The organism is Ottowia thiooxydans DSM 14619, from assembly GCF_000422885.1.
Lineage (GTDB): Bacteria > Pseudomonadota > Gammaproteobacteria > Burkholderiales > Burkholderiaceae_C > Ottowia > Ottowia thiooxydans.
This window is the reverse complement of sequence record NZ_AUGX01000013.1, coordinates 92980-109961: the sequence shown is the minus strand read 5'-3', so window position 1 is coordinate 109961 and position 16982 is coordinate 92980. Positions and strand designations below refer to the sequence as shown.

Annotated in this window: 14 protein-coding genes; 5 read left to right on the top strand and 9 right to left on the bottom strand. The window is 58.7% G+C overall.

The window, feature by feature from the left end:
- Positions 1-20: 20 nt before the first annotated feature.
- A complete protein-coding gene (locus G518_RS0112665) occupies positions 21-1289 on the bottom strand; it encodes a DUF1254 domain-containing protein (RefSeq protein ID WP_051236543.1) in 1269 nt (422 codons plus the stop codon).
- A 318-nt stretch (positions 1290-1607) separates the two neighbouring features.
- Here G518_RS0112665 and G518_RS0112660 point away from each other — a divergent pair, with 318 nt between their 5' ends.
- Positions 1608-2588: a Bug family tripartite tricarboxylate transporter substrate binding protein gene (locus G518_RS0112660; RefSeq protein WP_028602860.1), complete on the top strand. Its 981-nt coding sequence runs from the start codon at positions 1608-1610 to the stop codon at positions 2586-2588.
- A gap of 161 nt (positions 2589-2749) precedes the next feature.
- On the opposite strand, the gene G518_RS0112655 is transcribed toward G518_RS0112660, so the two are convergent.
- Positions 2750-3691 carry an alpha/beta fold hydrolase gene (locus tag G518_RS0112655; protein ID WP_084651747.1) on the bottom strand — a complete coding sequence of 314 codons (942 nt, stop codon included), beginning with the start codon at positions 3689-3691 and terminating at the stop codon, positions 2750-2752.
- Positions 3692-3869: 178 nt separating this feature from the next.
- Between G518_RS0112655 and G518_RS34960 the strand changes: the two genes are divergently transcribed.
- The 4 genes from G518_RS34960 to G518_RS0112635 all read left to right on the top strand — a co-directional run bounded on the left by G518_RS34960 (position 3870) and on the right by G518_RS0112635 (position 8183).
- Complete coding sequence (locus G518_RS34960; RefSeq protein WP_051236595.1) at positions 3870-5795, top strand: acyl-CoA synthetase; 1926 nt, start codon at positions 3870-3872, stop codon at positions 5793-5795.
- Positions 5792-6235, top strand: coding sequence for a hypothetical protein (locus tag G518_RS0112645; protein WP_028602858.1), 444 nt, complete (start codon positions 5792-5794; stop codon positions 6233-6235). Before G518_RS34960 ends, G518_RS0112645 begins: the two co-directional genes overlap by 4 nt.
- The gene (locus tag G518_RS34955; RefSeq protein ID WP_084651745.1) at positions 6232-7266 is read left to right on the top strand and encodes an alpha/beta fold hydrolase; all 1035 of its coding nucleotides are present in this window, start codon (positions 6232-6234) and stop codon (positions 7264-7266) included. The genes G518_RS0112645 and G518_RS34955 overlap by 4 nt, the downstream gene beginning before the upstream one ends.
- A gap of 149 nt (positions 7267-7415) precedes the next feature.
- Positions 7416-8183 (top strand): enoyl-CoA hydratase/isomerase family protein, encoded by a 768-nt coding sequence (locus G518_RS0112635; protein WP_028602857.1) that lies wholly within the window; start codon positions 7416-7418, stop codon positions 8181-8183.
- 693 nt (positions 8184-8876) lie between these two features.
- On the opposite strand, the gene G518_RS0112630 is transcribed toward G518_RS0112635, so the two are convergent.
- From G518_RS0112630 to G518_RS0112600, 7 genes are all read right to left on the bottom strand, one after another.
- Positions 8877-9422: a nuclear transport factor 2 family protein gene (locus G518_RS0112630; RefSeq protein WP_028602856.1), complete on the bottom strand. Its 546-nt coding sequence runs from the start codon at positions 9420-9422 to the stop codon at positions 8877-8879.
- 33 nt (positions 9423-9455) lie between these two features.
- A complete protein-coding gene (locus G518_RS0112625) occupies positions 9456-11543 on the bottom strand; it encodes an acetate--CoA ligase family protein (protein WP_028602855.1) in 2088 nt (695 codons plus the stop codon).
- 62 nt (positions 11544-11605) lie between these two features.
- Positions 11606-12724 carry an acyl-CoA dehydrogenase family protein gene (locus tag G518_RS0112620; protein ID WP_028602854.1) on the bottom strand — a complete coding sequence of 373 codons (1119 nt, stop codon included), beginning with the start codon at positions 12722-12724 and terminating at the stop codon, positions 11606-11608.
- A 3-nt stretch (positions 12725-12727) separates the two neighbouring features.
- Positions 12728-13948: an acyl-CoA dehydrogenase family protein gene (locus G518_RS0112615; protein WP_028602853.1), complete on the bottom strand. Its 1221-nt coding sequence runs from the start codon at positions 13946-13948 to the stop codon at positions 12728-12730.
- A 67-nt stretch (positions 13949-14015) separates the two neighbouring features.
- A complete protein-coding gene (locus tag G518_RS0112610) occupies positions 14016-15002 on the bottom strand; it encodes a Bug family tripartite tricarboxylate transporter substrate binding protein (protein ID WP_028602852.1) in 987 nt (328 codons plus the stop codon).
- Positions 15003-15307: 305 nt separating this feature from the next.
- Positions 15308-15976: a TetR/AcrR family transcriptional regulator gene (locus G518_RS34950; protein ID WP_051236539.1), complete on the bottom strand. Its 669-nt coding sequence runs from the start codon at positions 15974-15976 to the stop codon at positions 15308-15310.
- Positions 15977-16093: 117 nt separating this feature from the next.
- Positions 16094-16867, bottom strand: a complete 774-nt coding sequence (locus G518_RS0112600) for an enoyl-CoA hydratase/isomerase family protein (protein WP_028602851.1) — start codon at positions 16865-16867, stop codon at positions 16094-16096.
- Positions 16868-16982 lie beyond the last annotated feature (115 nt).

Genomic DNA, 16982 nt, shown 5'->3' with positions numbered 1-16982 from the left:
GTGGATCCTTTAGAGTCTTCTTACCGTCTATCAATTCTTGGCATTGCGGCGCTGCCTTCGCGCAGTTCATCACGCGGCATATATGTTCGCAGCGAGATCTGGAACGGGCCGTCTGGTGTGGGCAGCCAGTTGGCGCGCAGTCGCGGGTCACTGGGCTCATCACGCTGCATGGGGATATCCATACTCCCATCTTCGTTCCAAACAATCCCATGGGTACGGTTACCGATGGAATAGCGGCGGATGGTGTTCTCCACAAAAAAGCGCTGACTGTCCGCAGTGGGTTCGTACATCGAGAAAGACCAGAAGGAATCTGTCGGGATTCCCGTCGGCGGAATACGGAGCACATACCTTTGCCGACCGTCGAGAAGTTGCTTTTCGTCGTCATGGAAACGCACGAAATACATCGCCTCCACAGGTGGCAGCGCCCCCAAACCGCCTAGTGCAACCGAAGCACGCAGGGGATAGTTCTGGCCAAAATCACCCATGTCTTTCGCGGACGCAAACCAGCCCTGAATCTCACGCCGCCCACTCGCCGATGCCTGTCTCAGCTTGTCATGCAAGGGCCCTATGCTGGCCTTCCAGAGTTCGCGCGTGGCGTCACCAAGCCTCTCCCAGGCCTCAGTGTCTCCGGGACGCAGGCCAATGTCTGCCCACTCCGCGAGCAAGGCTCGCTCGCCTTCGGGCGGTGGATTGCGACCCAACAGCTCATTGGCTACCGCGAGAAAGTTGCGAGGATCACGAGACGATGTGGGCACTACACGCGCCCCATAGATTGCATCCGGCGGCGCCACGATGTCAATCCGTTCCTGCATGGCGTGTGCGTTGGGTAGATCATCTTGACCATCCACAAGGCAACGTATGAACAACCATGCGTCACGGCCCGGAGCTCGAACTTCGCGCCCTCCGCAAATGGGTTCCTGCTCGTCTGGCCCGCTCACTCGCAAGTCAACCGGGCCTGCACCTTCCAGCCGCTGGCCAACGATCGCAAAGTGATTTGTGAACACATCCATGAACGCCAGCGACCAGTAGCGTCCAGCGGGCATCTTGTCTAGCCGTATCTGCACGGGACCCGATGAAAGGTCCAGCCAGGCATTGGAGTACAGCGTGTCGTTGTTAGGCGCGGTGATCCAGCGCGAGGTGTGATCACTGAGATGGCGCTCATGCCGCACCGTATTGGGCGCATGGCGCTGCGCATTGACCTCATCTTCCAATGCGCGATACCGGGTGCGCGCCATTTCAAACAACGGAAAAGCGTATTCAAAGGCAGCCGCGATCTTTGATTCCTGCATGCGGTTTCCTGATCTTGGTAGATAAACGGTTTGGACTTTAAAAATAACTTACCGACAGGTAAACAAACTACTACTCAAAATCTCTGCACATCCGAAGACATTACTCACTTTCACTTAAAAGTCGAAAAAATTCAGCCGTATGTAGAGCCACTTTTTCGTAAATACCCCCATGATGCCTCGCGATCAGTTAGTTCAATCATGGCATTTGCCATGATTGACAACATGCCGTGCGGCAAGTAAGTTACGGACAAATAGATGGTTTGACGCCAATACCTTTCTTTGGTGTTCATTCGAAATTACATGTCAAGGAGACATCACGTGGTCCATGTCCTCACGCGCCGCCGCGCCCTACTCGCATCCGCAGCGTGCATGGCTGCTCCGGCAGCCTTCGCCCAAGCCAACTGGCCGAACCGCCCCATCAAGATGATCGTCCCCGGCCCGCCCGGAGGCGCCATGGATAACCTGCTGCGCATCATCCAGTTGCCGCTCCAGGAAGCTCTCAAGCAATCGATGGTGATGGACTTCAAACCTGGCGCCAACAGCATCATTGGCATGGACGCGGTAGCGAAAGCGCAGCCTGACGGCTACACCTTCCTGATCACCCCATCTTCCGCGGTTGCCATCAATCCCATCATCCTGGAGAAGATGCCTTTCGACGCCCAGAAGGATCTGGCGCCCGTGGCACAGTTCGGCACAGGGGGCATCCTGCTGGTCGCCAACCCTGCGGCCAACTTCAAGAACCTGCAGGACATGGTGAAGTACGCCCAGGCCAATCCAGGCAAGCTCTCCTATGGGTCTTGGGGTAACGGCTCTACCGGCCATCTGGTGATGGAAGGCATCAAGAAGCAGTTCGGCGTTTCCATATCGCACATTCCCTATAAAACCACTGCTCAGGAAATAACCGACCTGATCGCTGGCACGCTACCAGTAGGGTTCACGGACATTGCATCGCCGCTGCCTCATATCAAGGCTGGCAAGTTGACGGCTCTCGGTGTTTCGGGATCCATACGCGCCCCCGCCTTGCCCAACCTGCCCACCTTAAGTGAACAAGGCTTCAAATTCGAATCAGACGGTTGGTTCGGAATCTTCGCTCCTGCTGGCACGCCGGCTGAGATCGTGAATCGGATGAACGAAGAGATCGGCAAGATCCTTGCCCGTGAAGACATCAAACAGAAGTTTGCCGCACAGAACATGACCTTGCCAGCCTACAAGACCGCTGCGCAATTCGCGGCTACCGTCAAAAGCGATAGCAGTGCCTGGCAGCAAATGGCCAAGGGAGCGAATCTGAAGATGGATTAATTCTCACCAGATCGCGTGAAACGGGTTCAAGCCCAGAACTGGCTCTTGACCCGGCACGAGGAAGCGGCCAGTACTCATCGCTCTGCGCCTTCGATACAGCCGCTGACACCGCGCACCTCACGCCACTCGGTCTGAGCAGCATGCACTTCGTCTCTTCGACCTCAAAGCGCCCGCTCTGCGACGCCGGCAATGCGGGCTATCAGCTGCGGCCACAAGGCCTTGGGCATGGTATGGCCCATGCCCTCCACGATCATCATTTCAGCACCGGGGACGCATTGAGCCGTTTCAAGTCCCGCTGCAAGTGGAACCAGCGGATCAAGATCGCCGTGAATGACAAGGGTAGGCACCACCACTTGTCTCAGGGCGTTTTTCCTGCTTCCGGAGGCCAGGATGGCGACCAGGTGACGAGCACCTCCTGCAGAATTAATGCCGCGACTGTGGTTTCGCGCCGCACGGATGCGGTCACGCTCCTCCTCTTCAGGAAAATGACCCAGGCGCAGCACGCGATAGGTGTCGACATAGCGCTCCACATAATCTTCCAGCTTGCTAGGCATAGGCCGCATCACCGCGGTTGTGGCAGTGGGATGAGGCTTGGGCAGATCCGGATCGCCGGTGGTCGACATGATCGAAGTCATAGACAGCATGCGCTCGGGATGCCGGATGCTCATGACTTGCGCAATGGTTCCCCCCATCGAAGCGCCAACGACATGGGCCCGCTCAATACCGAGAGCGTCCATCAGACCGATGACGTCGAGTGCCATGTCGTCAAGCACATAGGGCGCCGTCACAGGCCAGCGCATCCAGGCACGCATCATGGCCCGGGTGACATCGGGAACGCCTGCGCCATGGAGCCAAGTGGACTTGCCGACATCACGGTTGTCAAAGCGAATAACCCGAAAACCACGCGAAGCCAACTGCGCGCAGAACTCGTCGTCCCACCCCACCATCTGTGCCCCCATGCCCATGATCAGTATCAGGGCGGGATGGGTACGGTCGCCAAAGCTATCCCAGCAAAGTTGGATGCCATTGGCCTCTACGAAATCCTCTGCCGTGTGGGCAACGCGCAGATCTTGGTTCTTCCGGACAGTAGTGGCGTTTGGCATATCGCTGAGAGAGTTGTTGCAGTGCAGTATAGAGAAACCAAGGTCACGAGCAAGTCAGCAAATCCCCTAACTGAACATGAAAAATGCGCACTTTCCATAGTTTCGAATGCATGGGTCTCACGCCCTGATCGCCACTTCATATCCACATCAACTTCAAGAAAATTCAGGAGACAAAAAAATGGCCGGATTACATGCCCTCGATCGATTCATCGGAGATGAATGGCCCAGCTTCGCGACAGAAGCTGATGTCCGGGCCTTCGAGGCGGTTCCCTACGAAAACCGCATTCTCGCGAAGAGCACATATGAAGCCCTGAAGCTAGGTGCCGCCCGCAATCCGCAAACACCCGCGCTGCTGTGGCTCGCCAACGCAAACGCAGAGGAAGAGCCCGTACGCCTGAGTCATGCGCAGTTCCTGGCCCGCGTCACTCAGGTCGCCAATGCCCTGCACTCGCTAGGTGTTGGCCCCACAGATGTAGTGAGCATGATGTTGCCACTCATTCCCCAGACCTTCTACGCACTTTGGGGCGCACAAGCGGCGGGCATCGTGAACCCGGTCAATACCTACCTTGAGCCCGGCCACATCGCTCATATCTTGAGGGCAGCGAAGACCAAGGTGCTGATTGCACTTGGACCTGCTGAAGGTTTTGACATCTGGCAGAAGGTCACGCAAATCCGGGACGAGCTGCCGGACTTGAAAGCGATCCTGGTAGTGGAGCCCTGGGGCCCACCCCCCGAGGGCACGCTTTCGTTCGACCACACCATTGCTGCACAACCCGACGATCACCTGATAAGCGGGCGCCAGATCCAAACCGACGACATCGCCGCCTACTACCATACGGGTGGCACGACTGGCTTGCCCCAACTGGTTCCTCTGACGCATGGAAACCAGGTTTATCAAGCGTGGGGCATGGCGTTGATGTTCCGCACTCGAGCTGCATCCAACCTGTTCATGGCCTTGCCATTGTTCCACGTTGGGGGCTCACTCACCCACTGCCTTCAACAACTGTCCGCCGGGGGAACGCTGGTTGTGCTCTCGTCTTCGGGATGGCGCAACAAGAGTGCCATGCCTAACTTCTGGAAACTGGTGGACCGCTACAAGCCGGAAATTTTTGCCGCCGTTCCCACGGTCGTTGGTGCCGTGCTGAACGTGTCGATGGCAGGCTCCGACGTGTCCAGCATCCGCTTGGTCACTGGCGGTGGTTCCGCGATTCCCGTTCCGGTGGCGGAAACCTACAAGCACCGCTTTGGCCTTGCAATCCTGGAGACCTATGGCATGACCGAAGCGTCTAGTTGCCACACCATCTCTTTCCCGGATCGTCCGGTCTACCTCGGTTCCGTAGGACACGCATTGCCCTACAGCCACGTCCGGGTCGTGGAAGTGGACGAGCGCGGTAAAACGGTACGCGAGTGTGCAACCGGCAAAATTGGCGTGGTGACCATGCACGGCCCCGGCGTATTCAAAGGTTACGCCACGGGCTCTCCAGATGCGCCGTTCGTGGATCCAGGCTGGGTCAACAGCGGAGACCTGGGTCGCGTGGATGCCAACGGTTACCTGTGGATCACGGGTCGAGCCAAGGACCTCATCATCCGGGGCGGACACAACATCGATCCGCTCGGTGTGGAGGAAGTTCTCTACGACCACCCCTCTGTGGAGGTGGCTGCATTGGTGGGAGAGCCTGATGCCTACGCCGGCGAACTGCCAGTAGCCTACGTGCAGCTCAAGGCAGGCACGCAAGCAGAGGCAGCCGACCTCATCGATTGGGCAGCCGCTCGCACTCCGGAACGCGCTGCAGTTCCGGTGCAGGTCTATATCGTCGACAAGCTCCCGTTGACCGCCGTGGGCAAGGTATTCAAGCCGGAACTACGCACCGACGCCGCTGCCCGTGCCATCCGACGAATGCTTGCTCCCGTACTCAAGCCCAGTGGCAGCACGGTCGACGTGCGGGTCGCGGCACATCCGAAGTTCGGCTCACTGGCCACGGTGCGCATCAGCGGCCCGGCAGAGGCCCGCGACCAGGTGCTGCCCAAAGTCAAGGAGAAGCTGGACCCATTGACATTGAAACACGAGGCCGAATGGTCTGATATCAAAGAGGAAACTGAATGAACAAGAGCAACTCTAGCCTGGACCCGCTCAAGACATGGCGTGAATGGTTCGTGAAGAACGAACGTGAATGGAGCGAATCGATCACCAAGGTCATGAAGGATGATGCTGTCGCCCAGTCATTAGGTCAGGAGATCAATGCCGCGATCCATCGCCAGCAGATGTTCACACAAGGCCTGGCGGGACCGATGGCCTCCATGAACATCCCCAGTCGTGCAGACGTGGCGGCTTTGGGCGAACGCATTGGGCAGTTGGAAGATTCGGTGGCTCGCGTGGAGGCAGCGCTGGTGCGCATCGAAGCGCGAAGCAAAGATAGCCCACCGAGAACCCGAGGCGTCGATGCCGCCGCCAAGGCAAACACGCCCCAGGCCACTTCAGTGAAGGCGCCCTCGCCCAAGGCGAGCCGCTCACAGCCGCCCGCCAAGCGCGCGAGCCGCGCATGATGGCGCCGAATCCATTGCTCGATGAGCACAGCGCCGAGTTCGCGGCGCTCGTGCAAGAGATGGTGGCTGAGACGGCCGTTACGCCCAAGGAGCTCGTCTTCGCCCAAGGCTCCATGCGGCTCTACCATTACCTGCCACAGACCGACGACGTTTACCGCGTTCCCATGCTGTTGGTCATGTCCATGGTGAGCAAGCCCTATATCTTCGATCTTTCGCCTGGCCAGAGCTTCATCGAATACCTGGTTGCACAGGGGTTCGACGTCTACCTCGTCGATTGGGGCGTGGCGCGCTCCGAGCACAAGGACTTTGGCGTGGCTGATTACCTTGACGGGATCTCGGCCTGCATCGGCGAGGTGCAGCGCCATAGCGGGGAATCGCAACTCACCCTGCTGGGGTACTGCCTGGGTGGGGTGCTGACGGCATTACATGCCGCACTTGACACTACGCAAGCCATCAAAAATCTGCTGCAAGTCGCAACCCCCATCCACGGTCCCGGGATGGCCTTACAGCACAAGTTGCTAACTTCGCAGGGACTGGACCCTGATCTCCTTGTCGAGACCTTTGGCGTCGTTCCTTCCCACATGATTGAGGGGGCGTTCCAGGTCCTTCGCCCCCTTCAGAAAGCTTCCGGTCAGGCCTTGCTACTGAACAACACGGACAACCGCGAGTTTGTGAAGGCGCACTTGCGGCTTGTTCGCTGGGGAGAGGACGCTCTACCGTTCCCAGGTAAAGCATTTCGCGAATTGGTGCACGACCTGGTGGTGCAAGACAAGGTGGTTAAAGGCGAATTCGAAGTGCATGGCCGCAAAGCTGACCTGAACTTGATCTCCATGCCTGTCTTGCACGTTCTGGCTGAGCATGACCACGTGGTGCCATTTGCATCTTCACATCCCCTGGTTGAACTCGTTTCCAGCCGCGACAAGGAGGAATGGGTGATCAAAGGAGGCCACGTGAGCCTGGTGGCTGGCGTAGGTGCCGTCACACGCACATGGCCTCGCATGGTCGAATGGCTGAAGCCTCGATCACTCTAGGCGAGCGATAGGTACCGGGGAAGACCGTCCCGTTCAGGTCAGGTCGGCCCGGACGGCAGCCCCCTTGATGCCTCTAAATTTGGGGGATCACCTTATTGATATTTTACCTGTCGGCAGGTATATTGAAATATTCTTATTGGAGACATCACATGCCTTTCATCCGAACAGAAATTCAAGACCATATCGCGGTCGTCACTCTGGATTCACCTCCCGTGAATGCAGTCAACGCGGACTTCATGCGCGAGCTGATTGCCACCTTCGACCGCTTCAATGATCTTGACGACGTGCGTGTGGTCATTCTCACCGGCGCTGGAAAGGCTTTTTGCGCGGGGGCAGATATCAAAGCCCGCGCTGGCAAGGTATTTGAGCCTGGTGAGCGCTGGGAACACAACCGCCTGGCTCGCGAAGTGAGCTACAGCATTATGGAATGCAAAAAGCCAGTGATTGCTGCCGTGAACGGCCCCGCCCTGGGCGCCGGGATGGGCATCGTGGCGTCCTGCGACATCCTGATGTGTGCTGACACGGCGGTGTTCGGCCTGCCCGAAGTCGATGTCGGCCTGATGGGCGGTGGTCGCCATACCCAGCGCATCTGTGGCCTATCTCTCACTCGCCGCATGATGATCACCGGAGACCGCATTTCCGGTGCCGAGTTCTACCGCCGCGGCATCGTGGAAGCCTGCGTGCCGCTGGAGCAACTCATGCCCACAGCCATGGAAATGGCCCGTCGCATCGCCAGCAAGAGCCCGCTGGCCAGCCGCACTGCGAAACAAGCCGCCTCCACCATTGAATTCATGGCGCTGCGGGACGGCTATCGCCATGAGCAGAACATGACTGCCGAGCTGAGCAAATCAGACGACTCGCGCGAAGCTATGCGTGCCTTCGCTGAAAAACGTCCACCGGTTTTCACGGGTAGTTGACCGGTGGTTGAGGGGCGTGATTGCGGTGGAACTTGAACGCTGGTCCTCACGCCGCAGCCGGCCGTCCCAACCATCACCCGCATGCGGGAGAGACTGATGCAGGAGTGCCTGCTGACTTGAGCCCCGGAACCCGAGGCTGTGGGATGGTTTTACTCCTTCCCCCGCTGGGGGAAGGTGGGGATGGGGGCAGGCGGCGGTCGATTGAAACGCTGCGATTGCTAGCAACCTTCTGCTCTTCTTTTTAGGGCGGAGGCCGGGATTGCGCCCGGCTGCGCAGTCCCTTTCTTTGCTCGCCCAAAGTAAGGAACCAAAGAAAAGGCGCCCCACCGGACGCGTCCCTGCGCTGCGCTCCGGGCAACTTGCGATGCTCGGTCAAGGGGCGGTGCCGCGGAACTCACTGCGTTCACTTCGCTCTCTACGTTCAAACAGCCGCGGCAAGCTAGTCAACGAAGCAAGAGCATCTTTCAGTGCTCTTGCCTGCCCCTTGCCCTGCGCTTCTCAGCGCGGCCAGAGGGGTGGGATACCCACTCGGGCCATCGCTGCGCTGGGCCCTGCACTGTCAGTCGCAAGCGATTAGTTTTACTCCCTCTCCCGCATACGGGAGAGGGGACGAAAACCTCAAGTTCGACTGACAGGTTCAAGGCCTAGCGCAAAAGGTCCGGCGTGCAACTCTCCGCTCGCCGGAATCGGCGATCACTTCTGCGAACCGTCTCGTCCCAGGAACGCATAGAGCGGGTCCAGAGGATGTTGTCCGCCCACAGGCTGCCGAGGACCAAAGGCTTCAGGTGTCAGCGCCTGCGTCGTGAGGACATGGCGCATCCTGTCGTAAACGACCGTGCGCGCAATGATTCGCCACTCACCGTTCCTGCGCTCAAAGCGGTCGAGGTAGCGGCCACTGAGCAAGGCTTCCACAGGTAGGCCCTCAGCATTCAGCTCTTCCTGAATGGCATCAAAGTAGGACTCCACCAGCGCCTGATCGCCTTGCAATTCAATCAAGGGATTGGAGATACGGTGAACAATTCGCGAATCACTGGCCTTGAGTTTCCCAAGCGCCCAGTCAATAAATCCTGTAGCACTGCCTTGGTAAGGGCCATGCCGGTCGGTGGCATCAGGCCAGTAGGCTGAGCGCAAGGCCTCTTCGTCACGACGGTCTATGCCGCGGCAATACCGGTATAGGCAGTCCCGAATGGCTTCACGGTCCAGGAGAGCCTGCAAGGCTTCAGAGTTGATCAAGGTCATTCGAGCTATTCTGATGTGAGGCGAAGTTGAGATTCAAGCGGTACGTTTGACGATCACCGCATCAAGGCAGACGGCGCCTTTTTCTCGCACTACGAGCGGGTTGATGTCTATGCTCTCCAACTCGCTGGCGTGGGCAAGTGCAAACTCCGACAATCGGCAGATGGCGTCCACCAGAGCCTGTTCGTCTGCAGGTTTTGCACCGCGCCAGCCACGCAAAAGCGCTGAAGAACGCACCCGATTCACCAGCGCTTGCGCACCGGCAACATCCAGTGGGGCCGACGCAAAGGCGACGTCGCGATACAGCTCCACGGCCGTGCCGCCCGCGCCATACATCACCATGGGGCCAAAGGTCGGGTCCATGTGTACGCCGAGAATCGTCTCCACCCCTCCCTTGAGCATGGGGGCCATCAACACGCCGTCGATACGTGCGTTCGGGGCGGCAGCGCGCGCACGCTGCAGCAAGGTGGCATGTGCGGCGCTCACTGCCTCGGCATCTTGCAAGTGCAAGATGACGCCACCGATCTCCGTCTTGTGCTGGATGTCCGGCGAAGAAATCTTGGCAACCACCGGGTAGCCCATGCCATCGGCCGCAGCGACCGCTTCCGCAGCCGTGGCACAAAGACGCTCGGGCAGCATGGGAAGTCCTGCTTCACCCAGAACGCGCTTGGCGGTAGCTTCAGTGCTCACATCACCCAGAGCTTGCGCGGCCTCGCTTGCTTCAGGCAGGCGATAGAGCGTTTTCCGCCGTTCCACCATTTTTGCAGCGCCCGCCAGAGCCAGCACGGCGCGGCTCGGATCCCCAAACACGGGGATGCCAAGCGCCTCAAGACGACGATCAACTTCTGGCGCAGACGCCATCACCATGACCATGTCTTTGCCGGGATGCTTCTCGCGAAGTGCCGCCAGGGAAGCAATGGTGGACTCGAAACGCTGCGGAGACAGTCCAGCGCTGGCCAGGTAAGCAAATACGGTGGCGTAAGGGCCATGCGTCAGCATCAAGTCAACACTGCGAGCGGTTCCATCGCTCACCGCGGTGATTTGAGCCGTGACGTCCAGCGGGTTGGCAGCGACGGCAAAGGGCAGCAACTCGAGAGCGGCCTTGACGCCAGATTCCGGCAGGGGTGACATGGAAAGCCCCCAGTCGCCCGCGTGATCCGCCATCAGCACGCCGATACCGCCTGATGAGGTCATCACACCCATGTCGCCATTGCTCGGCAACCGACCCGTCACAGAGCAGAAATAGGCGATATCGAGCATCTCCTCGATGGATTGCGGCCGATAGGCACCGCACTCCGCAAACACCGTATCGAAGACGGCATCATTGCCAGCGAAGGAGCCGGTATGCGTGCTGGCGGCGGCCGCCCCGAGTTCCGTACGGCCAACCTTCATGATGAGCACCGGTTTGCCTGCGGCGGCGGCCTTGAGCAAAGCCCGGCGCAGTCGGTCGCCGTCGCGACAGGACTCCAAGGCTGCGCAGATCACACGTGTGGAAGGATCTTCAGCCAGGTAGTCTATGCATTCGGCGACGTCCACATCGGCTTCATTCCCAGTGGCCACGATCTTGCTGAACCCCAAGCCACGCAACGACGCCATGGCATAGGTGCAGGAGCCGAAAGCGCCGCTTTGCGTCGCCAGCGAGATTGGACCCGGCTTGGGTTGCAGGCCGTTGAGCGCGACGGAGAAGGTCGCGAAATAGCGCGTCTCCACATTTAGCAAGCCGAGCGAGTTGGGGCCTATCATGCGAACGCCTGCCGCGTGGCACATCGCCACCAACTTGTCCTGCTGAGCGCGGCCTTCGGGACCGAGCTCTGCGAAACCTGAGGTCAGCACCAGCACGCCCTTGACGCCCTTTGCAATGCACTCTTGTAGAGCAGACTCGACACCGGCCGCAGGCACCACAATCACTGCCTGGTCCAGGGTGCCAGGGATAGCACTCACACTGGGGTAGGCCGGCAAGCCCTGGACTTCGGCGGAGCCGCTTTTGTTGACTGGATAAATCTGGCCTTTATAGCCAGCCTCCACCAGGAAGCGCAGCACGCGGCCCCCGATGCGTTCGGCGTCGGAGGAGGCGCCAAGAATAGCGACTGAAGTAGGTTCGAATAGGGCAGTGAGACTGTGCATGGTGTCGAAGCTCAAATGGACTTTACGCCCGGACGCACGGAGCGTCTCGGGTCTTGGGTTGATCAGGCAGCCACGGCATCGGCCATGGAACGGGCGGTGAGCCAATCCAGGCACTGCGCCTGGTCTCCGTACTGGAGGCTCCCCATCAGCGTATGAACGGCCAGGCGGGCCGCAAGAGTCTCGCACGTCATCCCCATGCCGCCGTGTAGCTGAATGGCGGACTCGGACCAGGTGCGGCTGGCGTCTCCTACGCAAAGTTTTGACAGAGAGATCGCACCCGCTTCGCCAGGATCTTCGCGCGTCGCCTGCGTGACGAGAGGACGAACCATGCCTGCCGCGTTCTCATAGGCCACATACATCTCCACCGCGCGATGACGCAATGCCTGGAAGGTGGACAGGTGAACGCCAAACTGCATACGCGTGTTGAGATATTCGATCGTCTGTTCGATCATGGCGCCCGCGGCGCCCACGGTCTGTACGCACGTGAATAGACTTCCGAACTTCTGAGCACCCTCCACAGCATCCAACACGGCAGACCCGCGCGCCAGGATCTGCGACGCTTGCACCGCTTGCCCTTCAAGCGAGAAGTCAGCGGTCACTCGCCCATCCATGCCTTCGAAATAGCGCGCGTGTGCTTGCAGTTGCTCAATCGGCAACAGAAGTAACGTTGGTTCAAGCGTGGCTTCGTCGATCACGTTGAACGCCACATGGGAAGCAGGTTCGGTGAGATCGACACCCTTGAGTGTTCCGCGCAGGACGTTTCCCGCGCTTAAACGTAACCCACTCGCATTGGAGGGCATGCGCTCGCGAGCATCCAACACGGTGGCGACGGATGCCTCACCCAAGGTTAACGCCTCAAGCAGATCGCGCACGACAGGCTGATCCGCCAATGGTGACAAAAGAACGGGAGCTACGGCGCAGCGGTCGATCAGTGGAACCGCGATGGCGTGGCGCGCAGCCGCTTCGATGATTTCAGCCAGATCTGTGGGCTGGCCGTCGACGCCGCCTGCAGCCTCCGGCACCAGGACCCCCTGCCAACCCAGTGTCAGCATCTGCCGCCATGCATCGCTTGGAATGTTGCTTTGAGCAGAAGCAGCCGAGTTGGTTTTGGCGACAGCGGCCAGGCGCAGGCTGGTGTCATGGAGATCGCCAGGGAATAGGGGAGTAGCGCTGAATGACATGGGTCAGGCTCCAAAGATCGCACGAGCAATCACGTTTTTCTGCACTTCGCTGGTGCCGCCAGCGATGCTGCGTGATCGATAGAAAAGGTAGGTATGCACGAGTTGACGACCCATCTCCAGATTGTCAGAACCATCTGCGCTCAGTGGCTTTGGTAACAACCGGGCGCCATATTCTCCTGCCGTCAGGTCATAGGCCAGGCTTGAAATGTCCTGCGACAACTCGGAACAATGCAACTTCAACGCCGATGATTTAGACGCAGCCAAGGTGCCGTTCATTTCTTCCTGAATCGCGCTAAGCAGCATTTCGCGAGCGCCCAGAGCCGCCCCTTGTGCTTGATAGAGGCGCTTTAGTGCGGCGTAAAGATGAGGTGTAGCGCCCTCTTGACGGATGCGATCCTGTATAAGTTCCGACACCTGCTCCAACTGGCGAGCAAGACGTGGCACGGTGGCAGGCGACAGACGTTCACGGTCCAGCAGGAATTTTGCGCACTTCCAGCCTTCACCTTCATCTCCAAGCCGATTGGCGACAGGTACACGCACGTCGTTCAGGAACACCTCATTGACATGGTGCCATTGGTCAATAGTGTGAATGGGCCGCACTTCGATGCCCGGTGTATTGACGGGCACCACCAGCAGCGTGATACCTGCTTGTTTCCGCCCTTCCTTGGAGGTGCGAACAAGCGTGTACATCAGATCCGCTTCTTGCGCATGCGAAGTCCAGATCTTCTGCCCATTGATCACGTATTCATCGCCTTCACGGACCGCTGCTGTCTTGAGCGACGCCAGATCCGAGCCAGCCCCCGGTTCAGAATACCCTTGGCACCACCATTCGGAGCCTTCCACAATCGGAGGAAGGTAGCGGGCCTTTTGCTCTTCGGTTCCGAAATGCATGATCACTGGACCGATGTGACCCAGACCATGGTGATAGAGCGGCGGGCAATCCAGTTGCGCACTGACTTCCTCGAACAGGTAGCGCTGTTGTAGATCCCAGCCGGTCCCACCTTCCGCTTTTATCCAGTTCGGGGCCCCCCATCCATGAGCGAACAGAATCTTCTGCCAGCGCGACATTTCCTCGCGGCCCAGCTTCTGGTTGGTGCGCACTTTTTCACGCAGATCCGCTGGACATTGCGTGCTCATGAAGTCGTGCAGCTCCTGCCGGAAACGTTCGTAGAAGGCTTCGTCGCGAACGGACGTGTCATCTAACGCGAAGTCGGTAGTACTCATGTCGGGAGGTTCTCAAAAAACAATCCAGGAAAACAGATACCCGGCGGCCAGATCTGGCCCTTCGGTATTAGTCGGCGCGGATATTGCGGCTGCGGATCACAGGCCCCCAGCGATCCATCTCGTGCTGAAGATAGGCAGTGAACTCAGCCCGCGTCATGAGACGTGGATCTACCCCTGCTTTGGATAGCGCTTCTTGCGTGCCCGGTTGCTCCAGCACCGCGCGGATGTCGGTATACAGGCGCTGTTGCAGCGCTTCCGGGGTACTGCTGGGCAGGAAGAAGCCGAACCACCCACCCGCTTCGAAGCCGGACAACCCGGGAACGCCCGATTTGCTGATGGGGGGTACGCCCGGCAGGCGGGGATTCGGGTTCGCATAACCATGTCCCAACACGCGGAGTCTGCCGGCAGTGACATAGGACATGGTGGCCGGGGAATCAAACAATGCGTCCACTTGTCCGCCCACCAGATCCGTAATGGCCGGGCCATTTCCGCGATAGGGCACGTGAATAATCTCTATCCCGGCCATACCCGCAAACATCTCTGCGGCAATATGCGGGCTGGATCCGTTACCCGAGGATGCGATGGTGATCTTGCCTGGGTTGGCCTTGCCATACGCCACAAACTCCGCCAAGGTTTTCACCGGAAGACGTGGAGAGATATAGAGCACGCTGGGGCTGTCTGATGTGTTGGTGAGCGGTGTCAACGCCTTCACGTCATAGGGCAACTTGGGCAACATCAGCTGATTGCCGATATATCCGAAGGCTGTCAGGAGCAAGGTATAGCCATCTCCAGGCGCGCGAGACACAAAACCAGTGCCAATCGTCGTACCACCACCGGGCTTGTTGTCGATCAGAACCGGTTTGCCCCATTTTTCCGCCAGGCGCGGCGCAAGAGCCCGCCCGATGATGTCCGTCAGTCCACCTGCCACGTAGGGAATCACGATGGTGATCGCTCGCGAAGGAAACGCCTCTGACGATTGGGACCAGGCTGGAGCTGCAACTCCAAGAGAGGCCACTGAGAGGCTCGAAAGCGCGAACTGACGTCGATTCAACATGCGGTGTCTCCTTACTATCTCAGAAGTCTACTAAACGACAGGTAGAATTCGTATAAGTAGCAACCCTAGGAACGCAACCGGAAATAGGGGGAGGGAAGCCAATCGATGAGCAGACCTGGGCAGAAGCTCCATCGTGCGCCGACCGAATGCTTGTGTGCTGACCCCGCACTGGCGCGAGAACCCACCGCCTCGACGGTGGATACAGCAGACCCTGATAGACGCGCCCCAGCCAGTGCGAAGCTTCCCGCTGCTACCTCATAGGCTCATGGTGAAAAAAGACATGCCAGTCGATCAACGGCGTGTCTTCAGGCCCTAGGAGTCTGCGATGCTGCAGTCTTGCGGGTGCTGGCTGAGCCGGCGGGTTTTGCTCGCATACCGACCATCAAAATATCAAGAAACTGCTCCACAACCTGACGGGCATTCAGCGGTCCACCCGCCTTGTGCCATCGCCACATGCTGTTGATGGACGACAAAAGCAAACGACCGGCTATGGCAGGATCGACGTCGCGAAACTCACCGGAGTTAACGCCCTGCTGGATGCAATGGCGCAGATGCTTTTCGTATTGGTCACGGAAGAGGACACCCTTGGTCCGCGAGATCGATTCCTGAGTGGTGTGAAACGCGTTTGAGCCGGTAATCCAGGCATCGCGGTTATTGGTGTAGTAGTCGGCCGTGGACAACATGAACGCGCGCACTTTATCCACCGCTGTGGTTTCCTGCGCCGTCGCTGACATGACGTACTCAAGCAGCATCTCCAACCCGTGAAGAACAATCCGCTCGTACAGTGCTTCCTTGTTCGGGAAGTGATAGTACAAAGCTGCCTTGGTAATCTTCGCTTCTTCAGCAATCTCACGCAGTGAAGTGCCTTGAAATCCGTGTTTGGCGAACAGCCGGCCAGCAATATCGAGTAACTGCCCCTGGCGGTCTTCCACGCGGGCACCCGCTCGTGCGGTGGTCTTCTTGTCCAGGGCCATGGGTGTTCCTCTAATAACGTCGGTTCTCGAAGACGCCAGTCCAACAACGGCTGACATCTCTGGCGCATCTACACCTTCGGAAGATGTCCACGATCTAAGAGTTTACATGCCGACAGTTCAGCGACCGGTATAGACCGGCGCGCGCTTTTCAAGAAACGCACGCTGCGCTTCTTTCGTATCCTCGGTCTTGGACAGGGCAACGGTATTGTTTTGCTCGTAGCGATAGGCATCGCGCGATGGCATCAAGGCGGTCATGCGAGCGGCTTCCTTAGCCAAGCGCAGAGCTGTTGGGCTCTTGGAGGCCATTTCACGTGCCATCTCCAGCGCGTAGGGCATCAACTCCTCAGCAGGCAAGCAGGCTTCGACCAGACCGAGACGATACATTTCCTTGGCGTCCACCTTCATGCCGGTGTAGAACATGCGGCGCGCACGCGATTGGCTGAAGAATTTCTGCAAATAGGTCATGCCGCCTGCCAGCCCCACATTGATCTCGGGCATGGAAACGTAAGCATTCTCAGACGCCACCCAGATGTCACTGGCAATGACCAATCCGAACCCGGCGCCCATCGCCGGGCCATTGATCGCGCAGATGATGGGTTTGGTGCATTCGACAACGGCGTTGAAGGCTTCGCGCACCAACCGGTTGTGGCGGCTATAGGCACCCGTGGTGGCCGCCAGGTTAGGCCTCTCGCGGATATCCGCACCCGCAGAAAAAACCTTGCCTGCACCCGTCAGAATCACGACCATGACGTCGTCCCGGTCTGACAACTCGTCAAAGACTTCGGTGAGTTCCGCGCGCAGTTCAGCGTTCTGCGCATTCACCGGTGGCCTGTTCAGCGTCACGGTGGCAATACGATCTTCTACGGTCAATAGCAGTTGCTTGTAAGTCACGAGCCTGGTCTCCTTAGGATTGATAAAAAGGGGCAACAAGAAAAATATGCCTGCCACACGAAACTTACCGGTTGGCAGGTTATTTGCAAGTATCTTCAGTCTTATAGGGGACACT

What these genes read in the sequence shown, in the direction of transcription:
- G518_RS34960 (WP_051236595.1), top strand. Translation starts at nt 3,870, where the DNA reads ATGGCCGGATTACATGCCCTCGATCGATTCATCGGAGATGAATGGCCC.
- G518_RS0112665 (WP_051236543.1), bottom strand. Translation starts at nt 1,289, where the DNA reads ATGCAGGAATCAAAGATCGCGGCTGCCTTTGAATACGCTTTTCCGTTG.
- G518_RS0112630 (WP_028602856.1), bottom strand. Translation starts at nt 9,422, where the DNA reads ATGACCTTGATCAACTCTGAAGCCTTGCAGGCTCTCCTGGACCGTGAA.
- G518_RS0112625 (WP_028602855.1), bottom strand. Translation starts at nt 11,543, where the DNA reads ATGCACAGTCTCACTGCCCTATTCGAACCTACTTCAGTCGCTATTCTT.
- G518_RS0112620 (WP_028602854.1), bottom strand. Translation starts at nt 12,724, where the DNA reads ATGTCATTCAGCGCTACTCCCCTATTCCCTGGCGATCTCCATGACACC.
- G518_RS0112615 (WP_028602853.1), bottom strand. Translation starts at nt 13,948, where the DNA reads ATGAGTACTACCGACTTCGCGTTAGATGACACGTCCGTTCGCGACGAA.
- G518_RS34955 (WP_084651745.1), top strand. Translation starts at nt 6,232, where the DNA reads ATGATGGCGCCGAATCCATTGCTCGATGAGCACAGCGCCGAGTTCGCG.
- G518_RS0112655 (WP_084651747.1), bottom strand. Translation starts at nt 3,691, where the DNA reads ATGCCAAACGCCACTACTGTCCGGAAGAACCAAGATCTGCGCGTTGCC.
- G518_RS34950 (WP_051236539.1), bottom strand. Translation starts at nt 15,976, where the DNA reads ATGGCCCTGGACAAGAAGACCACCGCACGAGCGGGTGCCCGCGTGGAA.
- G518_RS0112635 (WP_028602857.1), top strand. Translation starts at nt 7,416, where the DNA reads ATGCCTTTCATCCGAACAGAAATTCAAGACCATATCGCGGTCGTCACT.
- G518_RS0112610 (WP_028602852.1), bottom strand. Translation starts at nt 15,002, where the DNA reads ATGTTGAATCGACGTCAGTTCGCGCTTTCGAGCCTCTCAGTGGCCTCT.
- G518_RS0112645 (WP_028602858.1), top strand. Translation starts at nt 5,792, where the DNA reads ATGAACAAGAGCAACTCTAGCCTGGACCCGCTCAAGACATGGCGTGAA.